Raw genomic sequence first — 24,525 nt, forward strand, 5'->3', positions numbered from 1 at the left:
CCTCGGCTCCACAGGCAACGCGGCCGTATCCGGATCGCCTGCCTGAAGGGGGCGATCCGAAGGCGGCTGGCGGAGGCCCGCGATCTACATGTTGTGATCGTGCGGATCCTTGCGAACGTCGCCGACATAGAGGATGACCGTCTCCTTGCCGTCGTTCTTCCACCAATGCGACGTGCCGAACACCTCGGCTCTCAGATCGCCGGCCTTGTGCAGGATCGGCTCGGCGCAGTTGCTGGCATATTCGATGATCTCGCCCTGCTGAACGAAGATCAGCGCCGGGCGATCGTCATGGCTGTGCCACGGCACGATGCCGCCGGGCGCGATGGTCAGCTTGCGGAAGCGCAACTCGCGGTCCTTGATATTGGCGGGCTGCTTGGCGAGATCGATCGCGCCAAGCGTGACGTCGGTAACGCCGACCGCCTTGACGTCGGCTTTCTCACGTACGCCGGCCTTGATCTTGTCGGCCGGACACTCGCCGGCGCGGGCGCCGGACGCCGCGATCACCGTCGTAGCAACGGCCAGGACGAAAGCAGCGCTCAGGCGGCGCGCGCGTGTAGGTGCGATCTGCATCAACATGTCATTGTCTCCTCTGATGGAACAGCGGCCCGCGCCCAGCGGGCATCGCGAGGCGCACCATCGGGGAGCAGGGGACATGATGGAAATGCATCCTTTCTCTGGAGCCGATAGACCGCCGCTATCGATAGGCGGACGCTATCCTCGCGATTGGACAACGGCATTTCTCAAGCAGAGCAGGTCGCGCTTGTAATGCGGACGCCCGATGACGGGCGACAGCATTCATGAGGAGGAGATATCCATGACCCGCCTGTCCAAGACCTTGATCGCCGCGGCCGTGGTCGCGGTCTCTGCCACCGCAGCCATTGCGCAAGGCGGTCTCGATCTCGCGCCCGGCATGGCCTATGTCTACAGCGCCGGCAAGACCAGCATGATGACGATGGCCGCCGGCGACGCCAATCATCGGGCCATGATGCGCCACGCCAGGAAGGTGCCGAACAACACCGTCTTCTTCATGAGCGACGGGCAGCTCTATTCGGCGTCCGGCATGCTCGATCCCACCGGCAATTTCTATCGGCCCTGAGCGCGACGGTCGGGCAGGCCGCCCTTGTGGTCGGCTTGCCCGGGAAACTATCATGGTTGGGGTCCTGAACCTGCCGGAGCTGCTCATGACAGTGCTTTCACCCGCGGATGCCGAGCGGCTCAGACAGGCCTTCCTGCAATGCAGGGAGATGCAGGGCACCCTGCGTCAGCAGCTCGAGGCCTATGCCGCTGCGGGTCGCGAGATCTTTCCGGCCTACGCATCCGCCGTCGACCGCCTGGTGGCGCGGCTCGGAGACAACGGCGGCGGCGAGACTGCGCCGCGGCCCGGTGAGACGATGCCGCCATTCGTCCTGCCCGATGAGGCTGGCCGGCTGGTGAGCCTGCAATCCTGCCTCGTCCGGGGGCCGGTCGCCGTGATGTTCTTCCGCGGCCATTGGTGCCCCTATTGCCGGCTCAACGTTCGCGCGGTGATCAAGGCGCAGGAGCGCATCGACGCCGCGGGCGGCGCGATCGTCGCGATCATGCCGGAGCTGCAGGCGTTCACGCAGCAGTTCAAATCGGACGCCGGCGCCACCTTCCCTGTGTTGACGGATCTCGACAACGGCTATGCCTTGTCGCTCAACCTCGCGATCTGGCTTGGTCGTGAGATCCAGCAACTACTGGCGCACCAGGACCTGGCGAGCTTCCACGGCAATGACGGCTGGGTGTTGCCCATTCCGGCTGCCTTCGTGGTCGGGCGTGACGGTCTCGTAAAGGCGCGTTTCGTCGATCCCGATTTCCGCAAGCGGATGGAAATCGACGATCTGGTCGAAGCGCTTCGCCAGGCCGCGGCTCAGGACAGCTGAGCGAGCCATTCCTGCCAGTTCCTGCCGCGCAGCATGCGCATCACGGTCGAGGCAACCGCCGTGCGTTCACGGCCAGCAACGCCGTAGAGATGAACGGTGCGCCGCACGTCGAGTCCGTCGACGGTGGCCCGATGCAGGGTCTCCGGCAGCGTGGTCGTTTGCGGCACCACACCGATGCCGACTCCGGCTTCCATCAGCGCGATCAGGTCGCGTTCGGAGTGGACATCATGAGTTCGTCCGAGGTCGACGCCGCGTTCGCGGAGCAGCGTGCGCAACCTGTCCGCATGTTCGCAATAGTTGCGGCACAGCAACGCGTCACCGCCCAGATCATCGATCGCGATCGGATCCTGCCCGGCCAGCCGGTGCCGGCTGCTCACGGCGAGCGCGAAGTCCTCCGTGAAGAGAGGCCAGACATCCAGCCGATCCCAGGTCTCGTCGATCTCCGAGGCGATGCCGAGCTCCGCTTCGCCGCTCTTCAGATGCTCTGCGATCATGCGGCTGCTGCCGCGTAGAAACCTGAGCTCGAGCTGGTTGAACTGGCGCTGCAGCTGATCGAGCAGCGGGATCAGCAGCGCAAGGTCGACCGAGTCGGCGAGCGCGATCCGGAGCGTGCCGAGCTCTCCGCTCTTGAAGGACGAGGCGAGGGTTCGCGCGCCAACGGCAGCCTCGTAGCATTGTTTCAGCAGTGGATGCATGCGCTGGCCGAGCTCGGTGAGTTGCGCGGCCGGCCGCTCACGCCGGAACAAGTCGCCACCGAGCTCGGCTTCGAGCTGCTTGATCGCACGCGTCAGCGACGGCTGCGTCACGTTGCATTCCTCGGCCGCGCGCGTGAAGTGCAGCAGCCGGGCAACGGCAAGAAAATACCGAACCTGATGCATTTCCATCGAGGTGCTCCGTTCGATCGGGCCGACGTCCCCGGGTGCAATATCCTACCAAGCGGGGCTTGGCACCAGCGATTGCGATAGCGAACACCTATCGTGTGGTGAGCCAAACGGCATTTCCATTGGTCATGGCGGCCCGGCAATTTGTGCAGGCACGGGGCTCAACTGCTCGGACGAAGGCGACGCCATGGCTGTAGATTCACTGAAAGCCCGATCCACATTACCTCCGTTGTCCGGCAGGGTGGCGGTGATCACCGGCTCGACCAGCGGCATCGGTCTGGGGATTGCGCAGGCACTTGCCGGTGCCGGGGCGCACGTGATGCTGAACGGCTTCGGAGCTCCCGAGGAGATCGGCCGCATCAGGTCGCAGATCGCTGCGGAGTTCGGTGTTCGCACCGGCTATGCTGCGGCCGACATGACGCAGCCGGAAGCGATCGCGCGCATGATGGCCGGTACCCTGCAGGAATTTGGCCGTATCGACATCCTGGTCAACAACGCCGGCATTCAACACGTCGCGCCGCTCGAGCAGTTTCCCGTCGAAAAGTGGGACGCCATCGTTGCGGTCAATCTCTCGTCGGCGTTCCACACGATGCGGTTGGCACTGCCGTCGATGCGGCGGAATGGCTTCGGTCGCATCATCAACATCGCCTCGGCGCATGGCCTCGTCGCGTCGCCGTTCAAATCGGCCTATGTCGCTGCCAAGCATGGCATCATCGGCTTGACCAAGGTCGCGGCGCTGGAGGCGGCCGAGATCGGCATCACCTGCAATGCGATCTGTCCAGGCTACGTCTACACGCCGCTGGTCGAGGCGCAGATCGACGGACAGGCCAGGGCGCACGGCATCTCCCGCGATCAGGTCATCCGCGATGTCCTGCTGGCGCAACAGCCGAACAAGCGCTTTGCAACGGTGGAGGAGATCGGTGCGCTCGCCGTCTTTCTCGCCAGCGATGCCGCCGCATCGATCACCGGTGTTGCCCTGCCGGTCGATGGTGGTTGGACCGCACATTGACGGTTGGGCGATGTAACAGCGACGGGAAAACTGCGAACAGGACAATGCATCAGGAGGGAGACATGAGGAGGGAGACATGGCCGACGTCGACGACACGATGTGCGCGATGATCGATCGCAGCAGGCTGCCTGGGCAGGTGGTTCTCGTCCTGCAGGGCGGTGGTGCGCTCGGTTCATACCAGGCCGGCGTCTATCAGGCGCTGCACGAGGCTGGTCTGGAGCCGGACTGGGTGATCGGGACATCGATTGGCGCCATCAATGCCGCTCTCATCGCCGGCAGCCCGGTGCAGGAGCGCATGACGCGGCTGCGGGAGTTCTGGAAGCGGATGCACCGGCGGCCAGCCTGGACAGTGCGCACGGCCTTTCCGGATTTCAACGAGCGGCTGTCCTATTGGACGACCGTGACGCATGGGATTCCGGGCTTCTTCCGTCCCAACGCCCTGGCGCATGCCGGGGAGTCCTATCCGCTCGGTGCCGAGCAGGCCGGCTATTACTCGACCGCTCCGCTGCGCGAAACGCTGCAGGAGCTCGTCGACTTCGATCGTCTCAACAATGGCGGTCTACGCCTCACGGTCGGGGCGGCGCATGTCAGGACGAGCCGGATGCGCTATTTCGACAGTCGCGACGAGGTGCTGGATGTCCGCCACATCCTGGCATCGGGCGCGCTGCCTCCCGCGTTTCCGGCAGTTCGCATCGATGGCGAACTGTATTGGGACGGCGGCATCCTGTCGAACACGCCGACCGAGGTCGTGTTCGACGACAATCCGCGAAAGGACTCGCTGATCTTCGCCGTGCATCTGTGGAATCCCGAGGGAGCCGAGCCGACGACCATGGCGGAGGTGTTCAACCGCCACAAGGACGCGCAATATTCGAGCCGGATCTCGAGCCATATCGCGCGCCAGCAGCAGACGCATCGGCTGCGGCATATCATCAATCAGCTTGCGGTTCATTTGCCGGAGTCGGCCCGCAATGATCCGGCGATCCGCGATCTTGTCAGTCACGGTTGCCAGACGCGGATGCATGTCGTCCGGCTGCTGGCCCCGCAACTCGCTCGCGAGAGCCATACCAAGGATATCGATTTCACCGAGCGAGGCATCATCGCGCGCTGGACTGCGGGCTATCAGCACACGCGATCGGTCCTGCAGCGCAGGCCCTGGTCGGGCGAGCACGATCCGCTCTCCGGCGTGGTGTTGCACGATCCCTCGGTGACGCTTGCAGCGGCTGCGGAGTAGAGGGCCCGATGAGCCGAGTCGATCCGATTGGCGCGGTATCGCGGCATTCCGATACCGCTCGGATCAGCTCGGTTTAAGGGATTAGTCGCCATTCGTTCTTAATCATTATGGCGCGGCAGCATCGCCGCGATTCGTGTTTGCCGACCGCGCGGGGACGTCGCCGGAGGCCGCTGCGCCAGCGCGCATCGGCCGATGCGAGCGTGACCGGCCGGGCAGCGATATTTGATTGGGAACGGCCGATGTCCGAGCGCGCGGTGCTGCAGAATGAGACGATCAAGCCGGAGACCGGTGCGGTCAGTCTCAAATGGAAAATTCTTGCCGGCAATCTGCTGACCGGCTTCTTCGCGATGGCCTTCGCCTTTGCGCTCGCATGGAGCGGGTGGGGCGACTTGCGCAAGCGCGAGCGGGCGGAGCAGGTTCTGGACGCCTTCGAGCTGGCACTGAAGGTCAATGCGCAGATCCCGCTCGAGCGCGGCCAGTGGAATCTGCTCGCGGCGGCCGGGTCCGCGTCGGCGGATGATGTCGCCAAGCTCGACAAGGCCATCGCCACGACGGACGAGTCGCTGGCACGGGCCAAGACCGCCGCGCAAGTTGCGGGCCTGCCGACCACCAACATCGATGCCGCAGCGACGACACTGCGTGGCGTCCGTTCGGCGGCGCGCAACGCTGTACCGCTTCCGGCCGCGCAACGTCCGGCGAACATCCAGGCGACGACCACGGATGGCCTCGGTCGGGCGGCCGAGTCCCTGAATGCCGCCATCGACGAGACCGCGATCGAGCTGTCGGGGGCCGGCGGCGAGGTCGAGAACCTGTTGCCTTCGGCCCAGCTTGCGCAGCTGTCGCAATCGATGCGCACGATCAACGGCGCGCGCTCCGCCGTGCTGCGCTTCTTCATCCAGAACGTCAGCTGGACCCCGGCGCGTCTTGCCGAGGTGACCGAGCAGAGCGGACAGGTGACCCTGCTGTGGCAGCAGATCGAGCTCGCGGCGCGCAGCGTTCGCAATACGCCGGAGGTGTCCGCCGCGCTGGAGCACGTGCGCACGACCCTGATGGGTGCTGGCGAACAGCGCTACCGTCAGATCGTCACGGCGGGGCGCGACGGACAGCCGTCGCCGGTCACGGCTGAGGAATGGGGCCGCTGGACCACGCCGATGCTGAACAACGTCATCGTGCTGCGCGATGCGGCGCTGAAGTCCGCGCATCAGGCCATCGATCAGGCGATCGGCGCGGCGCGGCTGCGGCTGTTCATCGCGCTCGGCGTTCTGCTGCTGGTGGCGATCGTGTCGGTCGCCGTGGTCATCGGCGTCGTCCGCGGCGTCATCGGCCCGCTGGTCGGGCTGACCGGCGTGACCCTGCGCCTCGCCAATGGCGAGCTGAGCGCCGACATTCCGAACGAGTCCCGCAAGGACGAGATCGGCGCGATGGCGCGCGCCCTGAAGATCTTCAAGGACGCGCTGATCGCCAAGAAGGCCTCGGACGAGGCCGCGCAGCGCGACGCGCAGGCGCAGATCGATCGGGCCCAGCGGCTGGATGCGCTGACGCGCAACTTCGAGTCGACGATCGCCGACATCGTCAACACCGTGTCGTCGGCGGCCTCGGGCCTCGAGACGTCGGCGGATATGCTGACAAACACCGCTAGCCGCTCGCAGGAGCTCAGCACGGTGGTGGCGGCTGCGTCGGAGGAAGCGTCCGCCAACGTTCAGTCGGTCGCCTCCGCCACCGAGGAGCTCTCCTCGTCGGTGACCGAGATCAGCCGTCAGGTCCAGGCGTCGGCCCGCATGGCCGGCGACGCCGTGCAGCAGGTGCGCCAGACCAATGGGCGCGTCGCCGAGTTGTCGCAGGCCGCAGCCCGCATCGGCGACGTCGTCGAGCTCATCAACAGCATTGCCGGACAGACCAATCTCCTCGCACTCAACGCCACCATCGAGGCGGCGCGCGCCGGCGACGCCGGCCGCGGTTTCGCGGTGGTCGCGACCGAGGTGAAGGCGCTCGCGGAACAGACGGCGAAGGCGACCGAGGAGATCTCACAGCAGATCTCGGGCGTGCAGGCCGCGACGCAGGAATCGGTGAATTCGATCCAGGCGATCAGCTCGACGATCGAGCGGCTTGCCGAGATCGGAGCAGCCATTGCGGCGGCGGTCGAAGAGCAGGGCGCGGCAACGCAGGAAATCTCGCGTAACGTGCAGCAGGCCGCCCACGGCACCCAGCAGGTCTCGTCCAACATCACGGACGTGCAGCGCGGCGCCTCGCAGACCGGCTCGGCCTCCGCCGAGGTGCTGTCGTCGGCCAAGTCGCTGGCTGGAGATTCCAACCGCCTCAAGCGGGAGGTCGGCAGCTTCCTGGAAGCGGTCCGCGCAGCGTAAGAAGCCGTCCTTTCAAGCGGGCTACGACGCCAGCATCTTCCGGTACAGTGCGTTGTAGCAGGCGGCCGACAGGTTCCAGCTGAATGAGCGTGCCATCGCCGACAGCCGCATCTCGTTCAGCCGTTCGGTGCTGGTGAATGCCGAAAACGCGCGCTTCACCCCGCCGAGGAAGGATTCCGCCGACGGCTTCTCGAACAGGAATCCGGTCTCGCCATCGGTGATGGTCTCGGCGAGGCCGCCGGTCTGGTGGCCGATCGGCAGCGAGCCGAAGCGCTGGGCATACATCTGGCTCAGGCCGCATGGCTCGAAGCGCGACGGCATCAGGGTGAAGTCGCTGCCGGCGAAGATGCGCCGCGCCTGTGCATCGTTGAAGCCGATGGCGACCCCGATCGCGTCCGGCCGGCGGCGGTGGGCCTCCATCAGCGCGCGCTCGATGGCGGGCTCGCCGGTGCCGGTGACCACGATCTGGCCGCCGGCGCCGACGATCTCGTCGGCGGCTTCCAGCACCAGGTCGATGCCCTTCTGATGGACGAGGCGCGCCACGATGCCGAACATCGGACCGCGCGACACGGCGAGGCCGAACTGCTTGCGGACGTAGTCGGCGTTGGCCTTCTTGCCCTTCCAGTCGCCCGCGGCGAAGGGCTGCGCCAGCTGCTGGCAGTAGCGGGGATCCCAGCTCTCGTCGATGCCGTTGAGAATGCCGGTCAGCTCATGGGCATTGGAGCGCTGCCGGAGCAGGCCCTCCAGCCCGCAGCCGAGCTCGGGCGTCGTGATCTCCTGGGCATAGGTCGAGCTGACCGTGGTGAGATGCGACGCATAGATCAGACCGCCCTTGAGAAAGGACAGTTTGTCGTAGAACTCCAGACCGTCGATGTGGAACGAGGATTCGGGGGCGCCGATCCGGCGCAGCGACTCGCGCGGGAACAGGCCCTGATAGGCGAGGTTGTGGATGGTCAGGATCGACGGCACGTCGACCCCGCGCCACGCCAGATAGGCCGGCACCAATGCGGCCTGCCAATCATTGGCGTGGACCAGATCGGCTGCCCAGTTCCTGTCCAGCGTGCCCGCCGCCAGCTCGGCGGCGGCGGCGGCGAGACGGCCGAAGCGGATGTCGTTGTCCGCCCAGTCCTGCCCGTTCTCGTCGCCATAGGGGTTGCCCGGCCGGTCGTAGAGCTCGTCGCAGAGCAGGACGTAGACCGGCAGGCCGTCGCGGGTCGACGACCGTCCCAGCGCGCAGCCCGGCATCTCTGCCAGGGGCGCGCAGTGGCCGACGATCTCGATGTGAGTGAGTTGCTCGATCACGTCCCGGTAGCCGGGCAGCATGATCCTGACATCGGTGTGTGAGCGCAGCGCCCGGGGAAGTGCCGCCGAAACGGCAGCCAGTCCGCCCACCCGGACGAAATCGTCCATTTCGGTCGTAACGAACAGAACCCGCAAGAGATGTCCTCGATCAAGCCCCATGTTCGTCCTATGCAAGAAAAGGTCCAAATTCAGTCATGAAGAAAGGCGCTGCCGCACCGCGGCGGAACGCCAAACGCTTTCGACATCGAATGGTTCGATCTAGAAACGACCTGCACGACGATCGATGGCTTACGCTTTGTGAATCCGCGACGGCAAAGCGGACCTTCGGCCTCGGTGCCGAGCGAGAAGAGTTCAAACCAGGGAGCTGCCAGGGTGAGTCTAGTGGGAAACGATGAGAGCCGTTTGACAGGATGTTTCGAGGGACTGCGCGTCCTCGACTTCTCGACCACCATCGCCGGCCCGCACTGTGCCCGCATGCTTGCCGATATGGGAGCGGAGGTGATCAAGATCGAGTCAGTCGAAGGTGAAACCATGCGCACCCGGCCTCCGATGCGTCATGGCTGCTCTACCGCTTTCGGTCAGCTCAACGTCGGCAAGAAGAGCGTCGTGCTCGACCTCAAGTCGCGCGACGGTGTCGCCGCGGTGCGTCGGCTGGTCGCATCGGCCGATATCCTGGTTGAGAACTTCCGCCCTGGAGTGATGCAGCGGCTCGGGCTGGACTATGCGGCCTTGAGCGCGCTGAATCCGCGGCTGATCTACTGCTCGATCTCGGGCTACGGCCAGACCGGCCCATCGGCGGAACTCCCGGCCTACGCCCCGGTGATCCATGCGGCTTCGGGCTACGACATGGCGCATCTCGCCTACCAGCCGGGGCGCAGCCGACCCGATTATTGCGGCATCTACCATGCCGACGTCGTCACCGGGACCTACGCGTTCGGCGCCATCGCCTCCGCTCTGTATCAGCGCGAACGCAACGGGCGCGGCCAGCACATCGACTGCTCGATGCTGGAATCGATGCTGAGCCTGACACTGAACGAGATCCAATGGTCGCAATTTCCCGTCGCGCAGCCGTCGCGGCCGACCTTCGGCCCGGCGGAGTGTCGCGACGGCTATGTGATGATCGCCATCGCCAGCGAGAAGACGTTCCAGAACCTGATGACCGCGATCGGCCATCCGGACTGGGTCGATGATCCCAGATTCGCAAAATATTCCGACCGGCGGGCAAACTGGGGGGCGCTGATGGATGGCGTGGAAGCCTGGTCGCGCCGGCTCACCGTCGCCCAATGCCTGGAGGCATTGAATGCGGGCGGCGTGCCAAGTTCGGCCTACCGCAGTGTGGCCGATGCGCTGGCTGATCCGCAGATCGCGCATCGCGGCGCGCTGGCCGATGTGGAGGATGCCGCCGGCAGCTTCAAGGTCGTCAACCTGCCGTTTCGGATGTCGGAAGCGAAGGTTGCGGCCGGCCCGCGGGCCGCAAGCCTCGGAGAGCACACCGTGGAAATCCTGCGGGGGGGCTGGCGTAGGCGACGCTGCAAAACCTTGAGCCCGCTAAGGCAAAACGCTGCAGGGCTGCCATGACCGCAGGCGCTGCGCGCAGCCTTGCCGCTCCTCGCGTTTCCAGCCAATGTCGCGATATCGCAAGAACAGTCCGGACCAGCCGGACGCGCTCATGCCGGGGAGGAGGTCCAAGGCGACGTTGCCGCGCGCAGCCTCGCCGCTCGTCCCGTCGATGCGCCGTCCGGTCGCGCCCGCACCGGACTACGGGAGTGAAACCATGAAGAGCTTCAAGGTCACCGATTTCAATGCGCCGCTGACCGAGGTCGACGAGCCGACACCGCAACCATTCGGCAAACAGGTGCTGATCAAGGTGAAGGCGGCCGGCGTCTGCCACAGCGATCTGCACATCTGGGAAGGCGGCTATGATCTCGGGCACGGCCGCAAGCCGCTGTCCCTCAAGGATCGGGGCGTGTCGCTGCCGCGGACCATGGGCCATGAGAGCGCCGGCGAGATCGTGGCGTTCGGGCCGGAGGTCACCGAGGCGGAGAAGGGCGGGCTGAAGGTCGGCGACGTCGTGCTGGTCTATCCCTGGATCGGCTGCGGCAAGTGCGCGACCTGTCTCGCCGGCGACGAGAACATGTGCCTGAAGCCGGCCTCGCTCGGCGTCTATTGCGACGGCGGCTATGCCGACCACATGACGGTGCCGCATCCGCGCCACCTGATCGATCTCAAGGGGCTCGATCCGGTGACGACCGCGCCTTACGCCTGCTCCGGTGTCACGACCTACAGCGCGCTCAAGAAGGTCGAGAAGGATTTCGACACGCCGATCGTGATCTTCGGCGCCGGCGGCCTCGGGCTGATGGCGCTGTCGCTGTTGAAGGCAATGGGCGGCAAGGGTGCGATCGTGGTCGATATCGACGCGCGCAAGCGCGAGGCGGCGCTGGCGGCCGGCGCGCTGGCGGCGGTCGACGGCAAGGCGCCGGATGCGCTGGAGCAACTGAACAAGGCCGCAGGCGAGCCGATCCGGGCCGTCATCGACCTGGTCGGCAATGCCGCCACCGCGCAGCTGGGCTTCGACTGCCTCACCAAGGGCGGCAAGCTGGTCATCGTCGGCCTGTTCGGCGGCGGCGCGCCGTGGGCGCTGCCGCTCATTCCGATCAAGGCGGTGACGATCCAGGGCAGCTATGTCGGCAATCTCCGCGAGACAAAGGAGCTGCTCGACCTCGTCCGTGCCAAGCACATCGCGCCGATCCCGGTGACGCCGATGCCGCTCGCCAAGGCCAACGATGCTCTGCGTGAGCTGCAGAAGGGTCAGCTGGTCGGCCGCGCCGTGCTGACGCCGTAGGACACACCCTCTCCATCGTCATTGCGAGGAGCGAAGCGACGAAGCAATCCAGAGTCTCAACCTGGGCCCTGGATTGCTTCCGCCGTCGCCCTTCGGGCTAAGGCGGACAAGTCGCTTCGCTCGCAATGACGGCGCTAAATCCCTCGTGTGACGAAGAAAAAAGCATGCCCTCCACCAACGCACTCCACATCGCAGTCCTCCCCGGCGACGGCATCGGGCCGGAGGTCATGGCGCCGGCACTTGAAGTGCTGCGCAAGGTCGAGGCCAAGGCCGGCCTGTCGTTCCGGTTCACCGAGGCCCAGGCCGGTGCGAACAACTATCTCGCGACCGGCGTCTCGATCGCCGACTCCACGATCCGGCTGTGCGAAGAGGCGGACGCGATCCTGCTCGGCGCCTGCGGGCTGCCGTCGGTGCGCTATCCCGACAACACCGAGATCGCGCCGCAGATCGAGCTGCGCTTCCATTTCGACCTCTATGCCGGCGTGCGGCCGGCGCGGCTGATTCCGGGCGTGCCGAGTCCGATCGTCGGCGCCGCCGAGCGCGGCATCGACTTCGTCGTGATCCGCGAGTCCACCGAAGGCCTGTTCGCTTCGATGGGCAAAGGTGTCGTGACACATGAGGAGGCGCGCGAGACCCTCGTCATCACCCGCAAGACATCCGAGCGGCTGTTCAACTTCTCCTTCAAGCTCGCCGCCCGGCGCCGCGCGCGCGGCCGCTCGGGGACTTTAGCCTGCGTCGACAAGGCCAACGTCTTCAAGGCCTTCGCCTACTTCCGTAAGATCTTCGACGAGGTCGCTCAACTTCATCCGGACGTGAAGACGGACCGCCTCTACATCGATGCTTGCGCGCTCATGCTGGTGAAGCGCCCGTGGGATTTCGACGTTCTGGTCACCGAGAACATGTTCGGCGATATCCTGTCCGATCTCGCCGCCGGTCTCGTCGGCGGCATGGGCATGGCGCCGTCGGCCGACATCGGCGATCGCCAAGCCGTGTTCCAGCCCTGCCACGGCACCGCGCCCGACATCATGGGGCAGGGCAAGGCCAACCCGACCGCGATGATCCTGTCGGCCGCGATGATGCTGGACTGGCTGGCGGACACCCATGGCATCGAGGGGGCAGCCGAGGCGGCCCAGCGGATCGAGCAGGCCGTCGACCAGGTCTACGCATCCGGCCTCAAGCCATTCGAGTTCGGTGGCAATGCCGGCACGATCGACGTGACCAGGGCGGTGCTGGAGGCGCTCTAACGTCCCTTGAAGGCTGGCTTGCGCTTCTCCATGAAGGCGCGGCGGCCCTCGCGGAAATCCTCCGAATCCATGCAGATGTCGCCGATCCGCTTGATGGCTTCCATGTCGCGGCGGCTTTCGTCCTTCAGCACCTCGGCGATGGTGATCTTGGCGGCCTTGACCGCCAGCGGCGCATTGACGGCAATGGTGCGGGCGATCTCCAGCGTGGCCGGCAGCAGTTCGTCGTTGCTCATCATCCGGTCGACGAGGCCGATCCGCAGCGCCTCCGCGGCATCGATCCGCAGGCCCGTATAGAGCAGCAGCCGCGCCTGCGACGGGCCGACCAGTGACACCAGGTTGCGCAGGCCGTCATAGCCATAGGCGATGCCGAGCCTGGCGGCGGGGATGCCGAACTGGCTGTCCGCGGCGGCGAAGCGCATGTCGGTCAGCATCGCGATCTGCAGGCCGCCGCCGAGGCAGAAGCCGCTGATGCAGGCGATCGTCGGCTTCGGGTAGCCGGCGAGCAGCGCCCGCTGGGCGGCGCTTCGCTCGGCATAGGCCTCCGAGGCCGCGGCATTGTGGCGGCTCTGCTCGAACTGGCTGATGTCGGCGCCGGACACGAAGGCCTTGCCGCCGGCGCCGGTCAGCACCACGACCCGGATCGCGTCATCGTCGCGCAGCGCGACCAGTGCCTGGCCAAGCCCCTCCCACATCTCCAGCGACATCGCATTGCGCTTGTCCGGGTTGTTGAAGGTGATGATGCCGACGCCATCGCCCGCTCTGGTCATGAGGATCTTGTCCCCGGCGAAGGTGGTGGGGAGCTCGGAGATAGTCGGCATGTGGGTCCGTCCGCAGGAGGGCAGGCGGCCGGCATCGTTCACCGCGCCGGTGACGGCGTCAATGCAAGTTCAGGACATGATGGGCAGGCAAAGGGACGTTCGGGCCGAGCTCTCGACCTGTGCACGGGTGGCCCAGGAGAGGACGCGCAGCGTTCATGATCAGCGTCGGCCGGACGGAACCGAAACGCCGGCATGCGGCCACTTCCTATGACGGCAGAGAGCACGAGATTATAAAAGCGACGAAGCCTCAGACCGCGCAGCGATCGCTGTGCGGACGAGAAGGGCCGGTGTGTCGGCCGCGCCGATCGCTCGGCCTTGAGCCGAGGCAGTGAACTCGCCCGAGCTGGCAGAGCGCCTGGCGCCCCCAAGTTGCGCCCTCGAGCGAAGATGGCCCATATCCATCACGGGCAGACCTGTCTGACGGATCAGACAGCCTTGCCTATTCTTCGTTCGCTGCGATCGATTCCATCAAGGATACCAGCTGACGTTGCACGGTCTGGTCCTTGATCTTGCTGTAGGCGCGCAGCAACCGCAGGCTGAAGGCTGAGTCCAGGAACAGGAGGCTCTCGACCTCGCGCGCCTTGCTGTCGCCGTCGTAGAAGAACGTCACAGGCACGTCGAGCGCGGTGGCGATCTGCTGCAGACGCGCAGCGCCGACCCGGTTGACGCCCTTCTCGTACTTCTGGACCTGCTGGAAGCTCACGCCGAGCTTCTCGCCGAGCTCGGCCTGCGAGATCTTCTGCTCTACACGCCGCAGGCGAATCCGCTTGCCGAGCTCGATGTCGGGCTTGCCCGCACTGCGCTGCTTCATTTTCTTTGCCGCTGATTTGTTCATACTGATTTTACCGTCCTTCCATCGGAAAGCCCCCGAATAGATGGGTCAGGGGTTCACCCATATATACTGTTTTAAGTTGCTGTGGATGAATGAATTCGTCTTTAAACCACGGGTATTTGCCAGGGTTAAAAGCCTCGACCAGCCAGTCGATCATGTGACGCACCCTAGGGATGCGTCCGGTGGTGGCATGATAAGACAGCCAGATGTCGTAGGACCACTTGAGGTCAACCTCCAGTGGTATGATCTTCCCGCCCAGGGCACTCGCATAGGTTGGGAAGACCCCGATGCCGGCGCCGTGCGCCACGGCCCAGTAATTGGCGCTCGAGACATTGGTGGTCATCGCGATCAGGTCCCGCTGTTCGAAACCGGGGAAGATGGTGGCGAAGGCGGCATTGGCGGCGGCTTCGTCCGCCACCTGCAGAACCAAACGGTGTTTGACGAGATCGTCAATCGTCTTTGGGATGCCAAATATCTCCAAATATTTCTCGCTCGCAAAGCACATCAGGTGCATGCGGCCAAGCCGGACCAGCTTGACGTCGAGCGCCGCCGGCCGGGAGAGGTGGATGGCGACGTCGGCCTCGTGACGCGACACGTCGGCCGAGCGCATCGCGCAATAGAGATCGACCATGACGTTGGGAAAGCTCTGCTGAAATTCGACCAGCCGGGGCGCCAGCCAGAACGTGCCGAGCCCCTCGGTCACCGCGACCCGGACCTCGCCCGACGCAGCGCCGGCGAGACCATCGCCCGCGCGCAGCAACTCGAATGACGCGGCCTCCATGTGCTCGACGGCGGAGACCACCAGCGCGCCTTCGTCGGTCAGCCGAGCGCCGTGGACATCGCGCGTGAACAGCGTCGCGCCGATCTGCCGCTCGAAATCATCGATGCGTCGCCGTACGGCATTGATCGAGAGCGTCAGCCGCTCGGCCGCGGAGCGAAAGCTGCCGGCCCTGACAACCTCGAGGAATATCCGCGCTGCATCCCAGTCGGTGAGGCTTGCCTGCGCCGATTTGCTCACGGTCGACTTGGCCGGGGCGGCCCGGCCCGTCGCAGTTCTTGCCGGCTTGCTCGCCGTTGCGCCCTTGGCGCCGCCACTCTCTCGGCTCAGTTCAATGCTCGATCCTGCCCCAGCAGACGAGCCGCCGTGCTCCCCTGGTGCCAGCGTCGCAGGGGTCTCGGCTAGTTCCCGGCGTTCCTTCTGAGGAACGCCCCGTTCCGCCGCAACGCGCATACAAGCTCTCTCCGCCTGCTAGAGTGATTCCGATAAATTACGGGCAGGGCACGTTCGTGCCATGATTTGGTTGAGCGATCGAGGGTCGATGAGTCTGCCACCTTCAGTTCTCTGCAGCATGGTCTTACCGCCAGCAGATGCGCGGTCTGACACATCATGTAGGACAGGGACACGCTTAACGCGAGTCGAACCTAAGATCGACGGTTTTTGCCTCGACCGCAATGAAATGGTATTCGAAGATGGGCCGTTGTCATGCTATCGTGATGAACGGATCGTGGCGCTAATTCATCGAATGCCGGGGAGCGGTGATGTCTCTTCACCCTGCGTCATGCCAGGACGCCGTCGTGCCGTCCCAGGGGGTAGGTGCATGGCTCGGCTGAGCCGCATCGGCAAAGCGCAGGGGAGCAACGACATGACGTATTTGGAAGCCATCCGCGAGTCGGGAGTTGCTCGGCTCCATCTCGTCGCACGCTACTAGAACGGAAACGACGCCTGTGGCCAATTCAGACGAACAAATGCTTGCAGTGCTTGCGTCCCTCGAGCAGTGCCGCGCCATGCTCGCGGCGACGGGCAATCGCGAATCGGCGCATTTGGTCTCGGTTGCCATCCTCGACCTGCGCATGAAGCTGAACCGTCTGAGCGAGGACGATCTGAAATCGCTTTGCGATGAGATGGTTCAAGCCGACAATCCCGACAAGCTGCGCGATGCGAAGCTGCAGCCAGGTCAGCGCCGGCCACCGTTGCTTCGAGTGGTGAAATAGCACAGTTCGGTGTGTGCACAAGGGTGCATTTGGCGCATTTGTGATATGTCGTGATCCCACGGTGAGGCGCGCGCCGGCTCGCAGACGAGCCGGTTGAAGCGAGGCGACACTCCCATCGGGGCGGGGGGCTTCGCCAATGAGGCCCCGATCCGGGGACGTCGGGCTCTATCCTGGCGAAAGCCCGCAGGCCGTGATCATCGTTGACCGCCGTAACTTCGGCACGTCTGTTGCGTATTCCCCGCATCGGCGGCAAGAAGCGTCGTGCCCCGGCTTGCGCCTGGAGGGGCGTATCGCGGGACTCGCATGATCCAGAACGTATCGATTCCGGCCGCGTTCATTGCTGGCTTGGTCAGTTTTCTTTCGCCCTGCGTGCTACCGCTGGTTCCTCCGTATTTGATCTATCTCACCGGCGCCACGATCGAGCACATCGAGAGCGACGAGCCTCCGGCCGCGTCGCGTCGCGCCGTGATGATCTCGGCCGCACTGTTCGTGCTGGGCTTCTCCACCGTGTTCGTGATGCTGGGGGCGAGCGCCTCGCTGATCGGCGGCCTGATCCGGGCCTGGTCGGAGCAGTTGTCCATCCTCGCCGGCGTCGTCATCATCGTGATGGGCCTGCACTTCCTCGGCCTGACGCGGATCTCGTTCCTGATGCGCGAAGGGCGGCTGCCGATCCCCAAGCCGGTCGGCCTGTGGGGCGCCTATGTCATGGGGCTCGCCTTCGCCTTCGGCTGGACGCCGTGCATCGGGCCGATCCTGGCGGCGATCCTCTCGATCGCAGCTGCGGAGACGACGGTCGCCAAGGGGGCCGGGCTTCTTGCCGTCTATTCCGCCGGCCTCGGCATTCCGTTCCTGGTCGCGGCGTTCATGATCGAACAGTTCTCGGCGCTGTTCATCCGCATGCGTGGCCATCTCGTGAACATCGAGCGCGCGATGGGCGTGCTGATGATCGCCACCGGCATCGGCTTTCTCACTGGCGCGGTCTCGACCTTCAGCATCTGGCTGCTCGAGACGTTCCCGGCGCTGCAGAGGTTCGGCTGACGCGGCTCAATCGTCGAGCTTGCAGGTGATGGTGTAGACCACGCCCGGCGGCAGGAAGTCGACCGTGGCCTCGCCGCCGAGCTGATCGCGCGCGCTGCGCTCGATCAGGCGGGAGCCGAAGCCGCGCTGGATCGGCGCCGAGACCACCGGGCCGCCGGTTTCCTGCCACACCAGCCGCAGCCGTGCCGGCAGCTTCTTCGCCGCGTCGGCCGCGTTCGCCAGCTCCCAGGACAGATCGACCGTGCCGGTGTCGTTGGAGAACGCACCATATTTGGCGGCGTTGGTTGCGATCTCATGCACGATCATCGACAGCACGACGGCGAGCCGCGGCGACAGCGCCACCTTCGGGCCGGAGATCCTGATGCGGTCGGGCGTGTTGAGGCGGTAGGGCTTGAGCACGCGCTCGATCACGTCCTGCAGCTCAGAACCCTGCCATTTCTCCTTGCTGAGCAGATTATGCGCCTCGGCGAGCGCGCCGAGCCGGCCCTCGAACTTCTCACGCTCAAGGCGGCTGGCGCTGCGGAAGGTCTGCACCGCGATCGCCTGCAGGATCGCCAGCGTGTTCTTGACCCGGTGATTGAGCTCCTCGATCAGCAGGTCGTGCAGCATCTCGGCGCGCGCGATCGTCGTCGCCATCCGCACCGCGAAGGCCAGACCGATCGCCAGCATGATGCCGCCGAGCAGGCTGGTGACGGCGAGGTTGCGCCACAACGGCGCAACCAGCGAATCCTCGGCGATGCCGGCGCCGATGGTCCATCCGGTGAGGGTGGAATGGGTGAAGCTCGACAGCAGCGGCACGCCCTCGAGCGATACGCTCGACAGCGTCGCCTCCTGCTCGCTGCGCATGCGATCAAACACCGAGGGCGAGGCCTGCTTGCCTATCGTCTCCGCCGGATTTGGCACGCGCGCGAAGACGGTCGCCTGGCGGTCGAGCAGCGACAAGGTCCAGTCCGGATTCGGCCGCTGCTTTTCCAGGATGGTCTGGAACATCTCGATCGGCGGGCTGAACGAGATGTCATAGACGACCTCGCCGTCGCGAAAGACGGGCACCTCGACGGTGACGATCAGGCTCTTCTTCACGACGCCGTAGAACAGGTCGGAATATTGCGGCTGCCGGGTCTCGAACACGCGGCGGGTGATCTCGCGGTTGTTGCGCGTCGGCAGGTGAGCCGTATCCGTCGTCGCCGACGAGAACAGCTGGCGTCCGTTGCGGTCGGCGACCACGATCGTGCCGTTCTTGCCGTACTGCTCGAGGAAGCCCATCGCGATCGGCCGGAAGCGTTCGAAATCGCCGGTGGTCAGAGCATCGGTCAGCGCCAGGACCTGGACGCCGCCGGTCATGCGCTGCATTTCGGCATCGAGCGTCAGCCGGATGCTGCGCACCGTCTCCAGCACGCGCTGACGGGCGTCGCTGCGATCCTGCATGTAGCTGTGCAAGACGATTCCGCCTGCGAACAGGATGAGCGGCAGTGTGGTCCCTGCGACCAGAAGAGCAAGCCGGATCGGCAGGGAGAGTTTTGGCACGGATGCCCCGTTTGAGCTGGCGCTGCTGATCGCCGTTGGGACTGACGCAGGCGGGAGACGCGTCGGGCGGAGGCGAATTTGTGCGGCGAGCGCATATCAGGCTGGAGCGGCTGCCTCCGCAAGGGCTCGGCGGTTGCAGCCGTTCACATGACTGTCAGCATAAGAGAGCACCGCGTGCACGCCAAGCGCAACGCGCGGGGATCGCCGGTTCCCTGAGCGGCTTTACCGCCACGACGCCGCTCCTAGACGTTGCTTTCGGTGATCGCCGCGTACACCATCGTGCGCAGCTCGCGGCGGATCGGGTAGGCGCTCGACGGCAAGACCTGGGTCATGAAGATCGTGATCAGCTCCTCGGCCGGGTCGATCCAGAACGCCGTGGAGGCCGCACCGCCCCAGGCATATTCGCCGGCGCTGCCGGGAATCAACGTCTTGGCCGGATCCATCGTCACCGAGAAGCCGAGACCGAAGCCGATGCCGTTATAGGCTGCTTCCGCGAACATCGAGCGCGACAGCGCCGGCAGGTCGACGCCGCCCGGCAGATGGTTCGAGGTCATCAGCTTCAGCGTCTTCGGTCCGAGCAGCCTGACGCCGCCGAGCTCGCCGCCATTGAGCAATGCGCGGCAGAACGTCAGATAGTCGGCCGTGGTCGAGCACAGGCCGCCGCCGCCGGAGATGAAGTCGGGCGGGTTCAGGAACGAACTGGTCGCCGGGTCGTCCTGCAAGGTCAGGCCGCCCTTGCGATCGGCGGCGTGGAACGACAAGGCGCCGCCGGCATCGGCCGAGTAGCACGCCGCCAGCCGGTGCGCCTTCGCCGCGGGCACGTGGAAATCGGTGTCGCTCATGCCGAGCGGATCGAAGATGCGCTGCTTCAGGACTTGCTCGAACGGCTGGTCGGCGATCTTGCCGACGAGATAGCCGACCACGTCGGTCGAGACCGAGTAGTTCCAGGCCTCGCCCGGCGAGAATTCGAGCGGAATACGCGAGAGATCATCGATCATCGACTGCAGCGTTCCCGCCTTTTCGACTGCGCCGATCTTGGCGTCGCGATAGGCGGCATCGACGTTCGATCGCTGCTGGAAGCCGTAGGTCAGGCCGGAGGTGTGGCGCAGCAGGTCGACGATCAGCATCGGCCGCGACGGCGGCCGGCTGACAAAGGCCGGCGCGGTGCCGGCGACGAACACGCCGAGATTCTTCCACTCCGGAATGTATTTCGCGACCGGCTCGTCGAGCGCGACCTTGCCTTCCTCGACCAGCATCATGAAGGCGACCGAGGTGATCGGCTTGGTCATCGAATAGATGCGGTAGATCGTGTCGTCCCTGACCGGGACCTTGCGCTCGACGTCGGCATAGCCGAGCGAGCTCGCATGCACGATCTTGCCGCGGCGATAGACCATCAACTGCGTCCCGGGAAAGCGGCCGGCCTCGACATAGCGCTGCCGCAGATGGGCATCGATGCGATCGAGCGCGGCTTTCGACATGCCGACGGTTTCGGGCGAGGCGGGTGTCGGGGCGAGCATCGGGCGTCTCCGCTATGATCGGTTTCTGGCGGCCTGCGCGAGGATCGGCCGCGCATCCCGTTTGTTCCGGGTGATAGCCGAAAATCGCGCCGCGTCCAATGGCAGGCCAGGCATGCGTCGTGTACCCTTTGCGCCGGGAGGAATTGGCAATGACACAATTCAATGAAGGCGAGCTCACGGAGGCCGTCGTCGCGAGCTTCGAACGGACACCCGATCCGCGCGCGAAATTCCTGCTGCAGGAATTGGTGAAGTCGCTGCACGATTATGTGCGCCGGACGGAGCTCACTTTCGACGAATGGGCCGCCGCCATCGACTTTCTCACCCGCACCGGACAGACCTGCACCGCAAGCCGGCAGGAGTTCATCCTGCTGTCCGACGTGCTCGGCGTGTCGATGCTGGTCGACGCCATCAATCATCGCGACCGGGCAGGGGCGACGGAGACGACCGTACTCGGCCCGTTCTACGTCGGCGAGCACAAGGTGACGCCCCACGGCACCGACATCTCGGCGGATCTCAAGGGCGAGAAGATGTTCGTCCAGGGACGGGTGACCGATCTGGCGGGTGCCCCGCTGGCAGGCGCCGCGGTCGATGTCTGGCATGCCGACGACGAGGGCTTCTACGATTCGCAGCGGCCGTCCTATGAAAGCGATGGTCCGTCGTCGCGGGCGCGCTTCATCACCGATGCTGATGGCCGCTTTTTCTTCCGCACCATCCTGCCCTGCAGCTATCCGATCCCGACCGACGGACCGGTGGGACGGATGATCCTCGAGACCAAGCGTCATCCGATGCGCCCGGCCCATGTGCATTTCCTGGTGGACGCCAAGGGCTACGAGCCGCTCATCACCCATGTCTTCGTCGGCGGCGACGAATATCTCGACAGCGACGTCGTCTTTGGCGTCAAGGACGAGCTCATCGCCCAGGTCGAGCGGCGCAGCGACGCGGTGATGCCGGACGGCAAGCTGGCCATCGGGCCATGGCACTTGATGACCTATGATTTCCGCATGAAGCCGGGAGCGGGCGTGGCGCCGAGGCCGCTTGGCGCGATCGCGCCTGAACCCGCCTGATCCGCGGCTGGCAGGTCCGCCTACCAGCCGCCGTGGCGAGCCGCGAGCAGGATGATCACTGCGATCGCGAGCAGCGCAGTCGTCGCCTTCCAGAACAGCAGCGGATTGCGCTCGATCAGGGGCGTCCGGCCGCCGCCGATATAGGCGGGATTGGGGTGCCGAAGGTCGAAGACGAATTCCGAGAGGCTCTCGTAACGTTTGGCGGCGACGGGATGGACGGCGCGCCGGAGTGCGCCATCGATCCAGAGCGGGACGGTTTGGTCATCGCCGGAGGCCGGGTGATAAAGCACCTTGCGAAACTGCGCCCGGGTTCGTGCACGTGCCATCTGCGCGCCGTAGGGCAGCCGGCCCGTCAGCATCTGGTAGGCGATCACGCCGAGCGAGAACTGGTCGGACCATTCGGAGCCGCCCTCGCCGAGAAAATATTCCGGCGCCGTATACTGCTGGGTGCCGAGGATGCTGTCGTGGTCGGCAGCCGGATCGGCCTCGACCACGCCGCTGACCCGCACCGATCCGAAATCGATGATCTTCACCGTCCCGGTCCGGTCGATCATGATGTTTGCAGGCCGCAGATCCTGGTGCAGCACTTCCTTGCGATGCAGCGCCTGCAGCCCCCTGGCGATCTGCTCGATGATGTCTCTGACGGTATCGAGATCGGCTTTGGGATGGTCGATCATCCATTGCGCCAGGGTCTGGCCTTCGACGAATTCGGTGACGACGTAGAGATGATCGCGGCGACGCGTCGATGGGAAGGCCTTCAGCACGTGCGGGTTGTCGATCCGCCGCGCAATCCAGTCTTCCATCAGGAACCGTTTGAGATAGGCCGGGTCGCCGCGCAGGTCGATCGAAGGCACCTTGAGGGCGACGGCGAGCTCCGTCTCGACGTCGACGGCCAGATAAATGTGGCTGCGGCTGCTGGCGTGGATCTCGCGCACGATCCGGTAGCCCTCGAAGATCATCCGCGCGTCCAGCAGCGGCGCCGGCGGCAGCTGCTCGGCCTGGACCGGAATCTCGGCGGCATCGCCGGCACCGAGTTCGTCGATCCGCACGATCTGGATCGTGAGATTGTCCGCGCTGCCCTGCGCCAGCGCCTCAGCGACGATGATACGGGCCGCCTGGTCGAGGTCGTGGGAATTCTCTTTCAACACGTTGGCGACAAAACGATTGCCTACGTGTTCGTGAACGCCGTCGGTCGCGAGCACGAAGATGTCGCCGCGCTCGATCCGAATGGCCTGATAGTCGATTTCGACCTCGGGATTGACCCCGAGCGCACGCCCCAGATAGCTCTGCTGCGACGAGATGATGACGCGATGATCGTCGGTGAGCTGCTCGAGCGAGTGGCCTGCGGGGCGATAGATGCGACAATCGCCGATATGGAAGAGATGCGCCGTGGCCGCCTTGATTACCATCGCACTGAGCGTGCAGACGTAACCCTTGTCGCGGTCATAGGCGTATTGGCTGGCTCTGGTCTGGGCGTAGAGCCAGGAGTTGGCCGCGGCGATCACGCGTCGCGCCGAGGTCTTCACCGACCAGGCATCCGGCGTACAGTAATAGTCGGTCAGGAAGCTCTTGACCGCCGACTCGCTCGCAATGTGGCTGACCTCGCTGCTGCTGATCCCGTCCGCGATGGCGATCGCGATGCCCTTCAGGCTGAGCGCCGGCTCATCGGGAATCAGTGCGCCGTGGAAGTCCTGGTTGCCCGGCTTCTGCCCTTTGTCGGAATGCGCTCCGATGGTGATCCGCAATGGCATTTGGGCTATCGAGCGATTTGAGGAGAGCCCGACCTTAACTGAAGCCGGGCTCTCCAAGGGAGACGGAAATCAAGCCGCGACGCGGGCTGCGATCTTGGCATCACGCTTCGGCTGCGTCCTGACATGGGTGGCGTACAGCGTCAGGCCGGTGAACGAGAGACCGCCGACGAGATTGCCGAGCACGGTCGGGATCTCGTTCCAGATCAGGTAGTCCATGATCGAGAACTTCGCATGGAGCATCAGCCCCGACGGAAACAGGAACATGTTCACCACCGAATGCTCGAACACCATGTAGAAGAACACCAGGATCGGCATCCACATCGCCAGCACCTTGCCCGGGACCGTCGTCGAGATCATCGCGCCGACCACGCCGGTGGAGACCATCCAGTTGCACAGCATGCCGCGGATGAACAGCGTCGCCATGCCGGCCGCGCCATGCGCCGCGTAGCCGAGCGTCCTGCCTTCACCGATATTGCCGATGACAGCGCCGACCTTGTCCGGCTCCTGCGTGAAGCCGAACGTGGTCACGAATGCCATCATGAAGGCAACGGTCAGTGCTCCGGCGAAATTGCCGATGAAGACGAGGCCCCAGTTGCGCAGCACGCCCGCGAGGGTCACGCCCGGACGCTTGTCGATGAGCGCCAGCGGCGACAGCACGAACACGCCAGTCAGCAGATCGAAGCCCAGCAAATAGAGCATGCAGAAGCCGACCGGAAACAACAGCGCGCCGATGATCGGCTGGCCTGTGTTCACATTGATGGTGACGGCAAACCAGGCCGCGAGCGCCAGGATCGCGCCAGCCATGTAGGCGCGGATGACGGTGTCCCGGGTCGACATGAAGATCTTGGACTCACCTGCGTCCACCATCTTGGTCACGAATTCTGAAGGCGCGAGGTACGACATTCAAACGTCCTTTGTTTGCTCTCGGGAATAGATTGCGCGCTGCCTTGCGAGAGGTTCTGGCTCTCGCGGGACATCGCCACGGGCAGGCGGATCGGATGTCGAATGCGGGGAAGGGCGTCACGACGACCGCGCCGAGGTGACCCCAGTCGCGAGCGCGCGTCCGTCCCGGAGATCAGGCGCCATCGGCCTCGACAGTCCGGCGAACCGCAGTCATCGTTGACTTGTAGGCGTCGAAGCAATGCCTGTGCCAATTTTGACGCCAATCAAAAGATCATCGATTTCAATCGATTACGTTTGGACGTCCGGGCCGCGG

21 protein-coding genes are annotated in these 24,525 nt (G+C 65.1%); 11 read left to right on the forward strand and 10 right to left on the reverse strand.

Going from position 1 to position 24,525, the window contains the following annotated elements; all coding sequences use genetic code 11:
- Positions 1 to 84: 84 nt before the first annotated feature.
- Complete coding sequence (locus QX073_RS00225; RefSeq protein ID WP_409977935.1) at positions 85 to 570, reverse strand: cupin domain-containing protein; 486 nt, start codon at positions 568 to 570, stop codon at positions 85 to 87.
- A 244-nt stretch (positions 571 to 814) separates the two neighbouring features.
- Between QX073_RS00225 and QX073_RS00230 the strand changes: the two genes are divergently transcribed.
- Entirely contained in the window at positions 815 to 1,096 is a 282-nt protein-coding gene (locus QX073_RS00230; protein WP_315715711.1) for a hypothetical protein, read from the forward strand.
- Positions 1,097 to 1,181: 85 nt separating this feature from the next.
- Positions 1,182 to 1,901, forward strand: coding sequence for a peroxiredoxin-like family protein (locus QX073_RS00235; RefSeq protein WP_315715712.1), 720 nt, complete (start codon positions 1,182 to 1,184; stop codon positions 1,899 to 1,901).
- Here the strand turns inward: QX073_RS00235 and QX073_RS00240 are convergent.
- The gene (locus tag QX073_RS00240) at positions 1,889 to 2,785 is read right to left on the reverse strand and encodes a LysR family transcriptional regulator (protein WP_315715713.1); all 897 of its coding nucleotides are present in this window, start codon (positions 2,783 to 2,785) and stop codon (positions 1,889 to 1,891) included. The two genes, QX073_RS00235 and QX073_RS00240, sit on opposite strands and share 13 nt — an antisense overlap.
- A 184-nt stretch (positions 2,786 to 2,969) precedes the next feature.
- Between QX073_RS00240 and QX073_RS00245 the strand changes: the two genes are divergently transcribed.
- From QX073_RS00245 to QX073_RS00255, 3 genes are all read left to right on the forward strand, one after another.
- Positions 2,970 to 3,791 (forward strand): 3-hydroxybutyrate dehydrogenase, encoded by an 822-nt coding sequence (locus QX073_RS00245; RefSeq protein ID WP_316170617.1) that lies wholly within the window; start codon positions 2,970 to 2,972, stop codon positions 3,789 to 3,791.
- A gap of 76 nt (positions 3,792 to 3,867) precedes the next feature.
- Entirely contained in the window at positions 3,868 to 5,022 is a 1,155-nt protein-coding gene (locus QX073_RS00250) for a patatin-like phospholipase family protein (protein ID WP_315826419.1), read from the forward strand.
- 239 nt (positions 5,023 to 5,261) lie between these two features.
- Positions 5,262 to 7,385, forward strand: coding sequence for a HAMP domain-containing methyl-accepting chemotaxis protein (locus QX073_RS00255; RefSeq protein ID WP_316225094.1), 2,124 nt, complete (start codon positions 5,262 to 5,264; stop codon positions 7,383 to 7,385).
- A 21-nt stretch (positions 7,386 to 7,406) separates the two neighbouring features.
- Here QX073_RS00255 and glgA read toward each other — a convergent pair whose 3' ends face one another.
- Positions 7,407 to 8,822 carry a glycogen synthase GlgA gene (gene glgA / locus QX073_RS00260; protein WP_316225096.1) on the reverse strand — a complete coding sequence of 472 codons (1,416 nt, stop codon included), beginning with the start codon at positions 8,820 to 8,822 and terminating at the stop codon, positions 7,407 to 7,409.
- A gap of 288 nt (positions 8,823 to 9,110) precedes the next feature.
- Between glgA and QX073_RS00265 the strand changes: the two genes are divergently transcribed.
- From QX073_RS00265 to QX073_RS00275, 3 genes are all read left to right on the forward strand, one after another.
- Positions 9,111 to 10,265, forward strand: coding sequence for a CoA transferase (locus QX073_RS00265; protein ID WP_316225574.1), 1,155 nt, complete (start codon positions 9,111 to 9,113; stop codon positions 10,263 to 10,265).
- 196 nt (positions 10,266 to 10,461) lie between these two features.
- Positions 10,462 to 11,529 (forward strand): alcohol dehydrogenase, encoded by a 1,068-nt coding sequence (locus tag QX073_RS00270; protein ID WP_315715718.1) that lies wholly within the window; start codon positions 10,462 to 10,464, stop codon positions 11,527 to 11,529.
- Positions 11,530 to 11,693: 164 nt separating this feature from the next.
- On the forward strand, positions 11,694 to 12,773 hold the full coding sequence (locus tag QX073_RS00275; RefSeq protein WP_316170615.1) for an isocitrate/isopropylmalate dehydrogenase family protein: 1,080 nt from the start codon (positions 11,694 to 11,696) through the stop codon (positions 12,771 to 12,773).
- Here the strand turns inward: QX073_RS00275 and QX073_RS00280 are convergent.
- From QX073_RS00280 to QX073_RS00290, 3 genes are all read right to left on the reverse strand, one after another.
- The gene (locus QX073_RS00280; protein ID WP_316225098.1) at positions 12,770 to 13,591 is read right to left on the reverse strand and encodes an enoyl-CoA hydratase; all 822 of its coding nucleotides are present in this window, start codon (positions 13,589 to 13,591) and stop codon (positions 12,770 to 12,772) included. The genes QX073_RS00275 and QX073_RS00280 overlap by 4 nt on opposite strands.
- 439 nt (positions 13,592 to 14,030) lie before the next feature.
- Complete coding sequence (locus QX073_RS00285) at positions 14,031 to 14,426, reverse strand: helix-turn-helix domain-containing protein (RefSeq protein WP_015668220.1); 396 nt, start codon at positions 14,424 to 14,426, stop codon at positions 14,031 to 14,033.
- A gap of 7 nt (positions 14,427 to 14,433) precedes the next feature.
- Positions 14,434 to 15,654: a LysR family transcriptional regulator gene (locus QX073_RS00290; RefSeq protein WP_315715722.1), complete on the reverse strand. Its 1,221-nt coding sequence runs from the start codon at positions 15,652 to 15,654 to the stop codon at positions 14,434 to 14,436.
- Between the two features lie 515 nt (positions 15,655 to 16,169).
- Between QX073_RS00290 and QX073_RS00295 the strand changes: the two genes are divergently transcribed.
- Together QX073_RS00295 and QX073_RS00300 are read left to right on the forward strand one after the other, a co-directional pair.
- Entirely contained in the window at positions 16,170 to 16,415 is a 246-nt protein-coding gene (locus tag QX073_RS00295) for a hypothetical protein (RefSeq protein WP_315737708.1), read from the forward strand.
- Between the two features lie 303 nt (positions 16,416 to 16,718).
- Positions 16,719 to 17,453 (forward strand): cytochrome c biogenesis CcdA family protein, encoded by a 735-nt coding sequence (locus tag QX073_RS00300; RefSeq protein ID WP_315715723.1) that lies wholly within the window; start codon positions 16,719 to 16,721, stop codon positions 17,451 to 17,453.
- A gap of 6 nt (positions 17,454 to 17,459) precedes the next feature.
- On the opposite strand, the gene QX073_RS00305 is transcribed toward QX073_RS00300, so the two are convergent.
- Positions 17,460 to 18,977, reverse strand: a complete 1,518-nt coding sequence (locus tag QX073_RS00305) for a sensor histidine kinase (RefSeq protein WP_316225100.1) — start codon at positions 18,975 to 18,977, stop codon at positions 17,460 to 17,462.
- Between the two features lie 242 nt (positions 18,978 to 19,219).
- The gene (locus QX073_RS00310; protein WP_315826414.1) at positions 19,220 to 20,494 is read right to left on the reverse strand and encodes a serine hydrolase domain-containing protein; all 1,275 of its coding nucleotides are present in this window, start codon (positions 20,492 to 20,494) and stop codon (positions 19,220 to 19,222) included.
- 149 nt (positions 20,495 to 20,643) lie between these two features.
- Here QX073_RS00310 and QX073_RS00315 point away from each other — a divergent pair, with 149 nt between their 5' ends.
- On the forward strand, positions 20,644 to 21,558 hold the full coding sequence (locus QX073_RS00315) for a dioxygenase (RefSeq protein ID WP_315826413.1): 915 nt from the start codon (positions 20,644 to 20,646) through the stop codon (positions 21,556 to 21,558).
- Positions 21,559 to 21,578: 20 nt separating this feature from the next.
- Here QX073_RS00315 and QX073_RS00320 read toward each other — a convergent pair whose 3' ends face one another.
- Positions 21,579 to 23,309 (reverse strand): bifunctional protein-serine/threonine kinase/phosphatase, encoded by a 1,731-nt coding sequence (locus QX073_RS00320; RefSeq protein ID WP_316225102.1) that lies wholly within the window; start codon positions 23,307 to 23,309, stop codon positions 21,579 to 21,581.
- Positions 23,310 to 23,378: 69 nt separating this feature from the next.
- On the reverse strand, positions 23,379 to 24,212 hold the full coding sequence (locus QX073_RS00325; RefSeq protein WP_316225104.1) for a formate/nitrite transporter family protein: 834 nt from the start codon (positions 24,210 to 24,212) through the stop codon (positions 23,379 to 23,381).
- Positions 24,213 to 24,525: the final 313 nt, after the last annotated feature.

It is taken from the genome of Bradyrhizobium sp. SZCCHNS3052 (assembly GCF_032484495.1).
GTDB lineage: Bacteria > Pseudomonadota > Alphaproteobacteria > Rhizobiales > Xanthobacteraceae > Bradyrhizobium.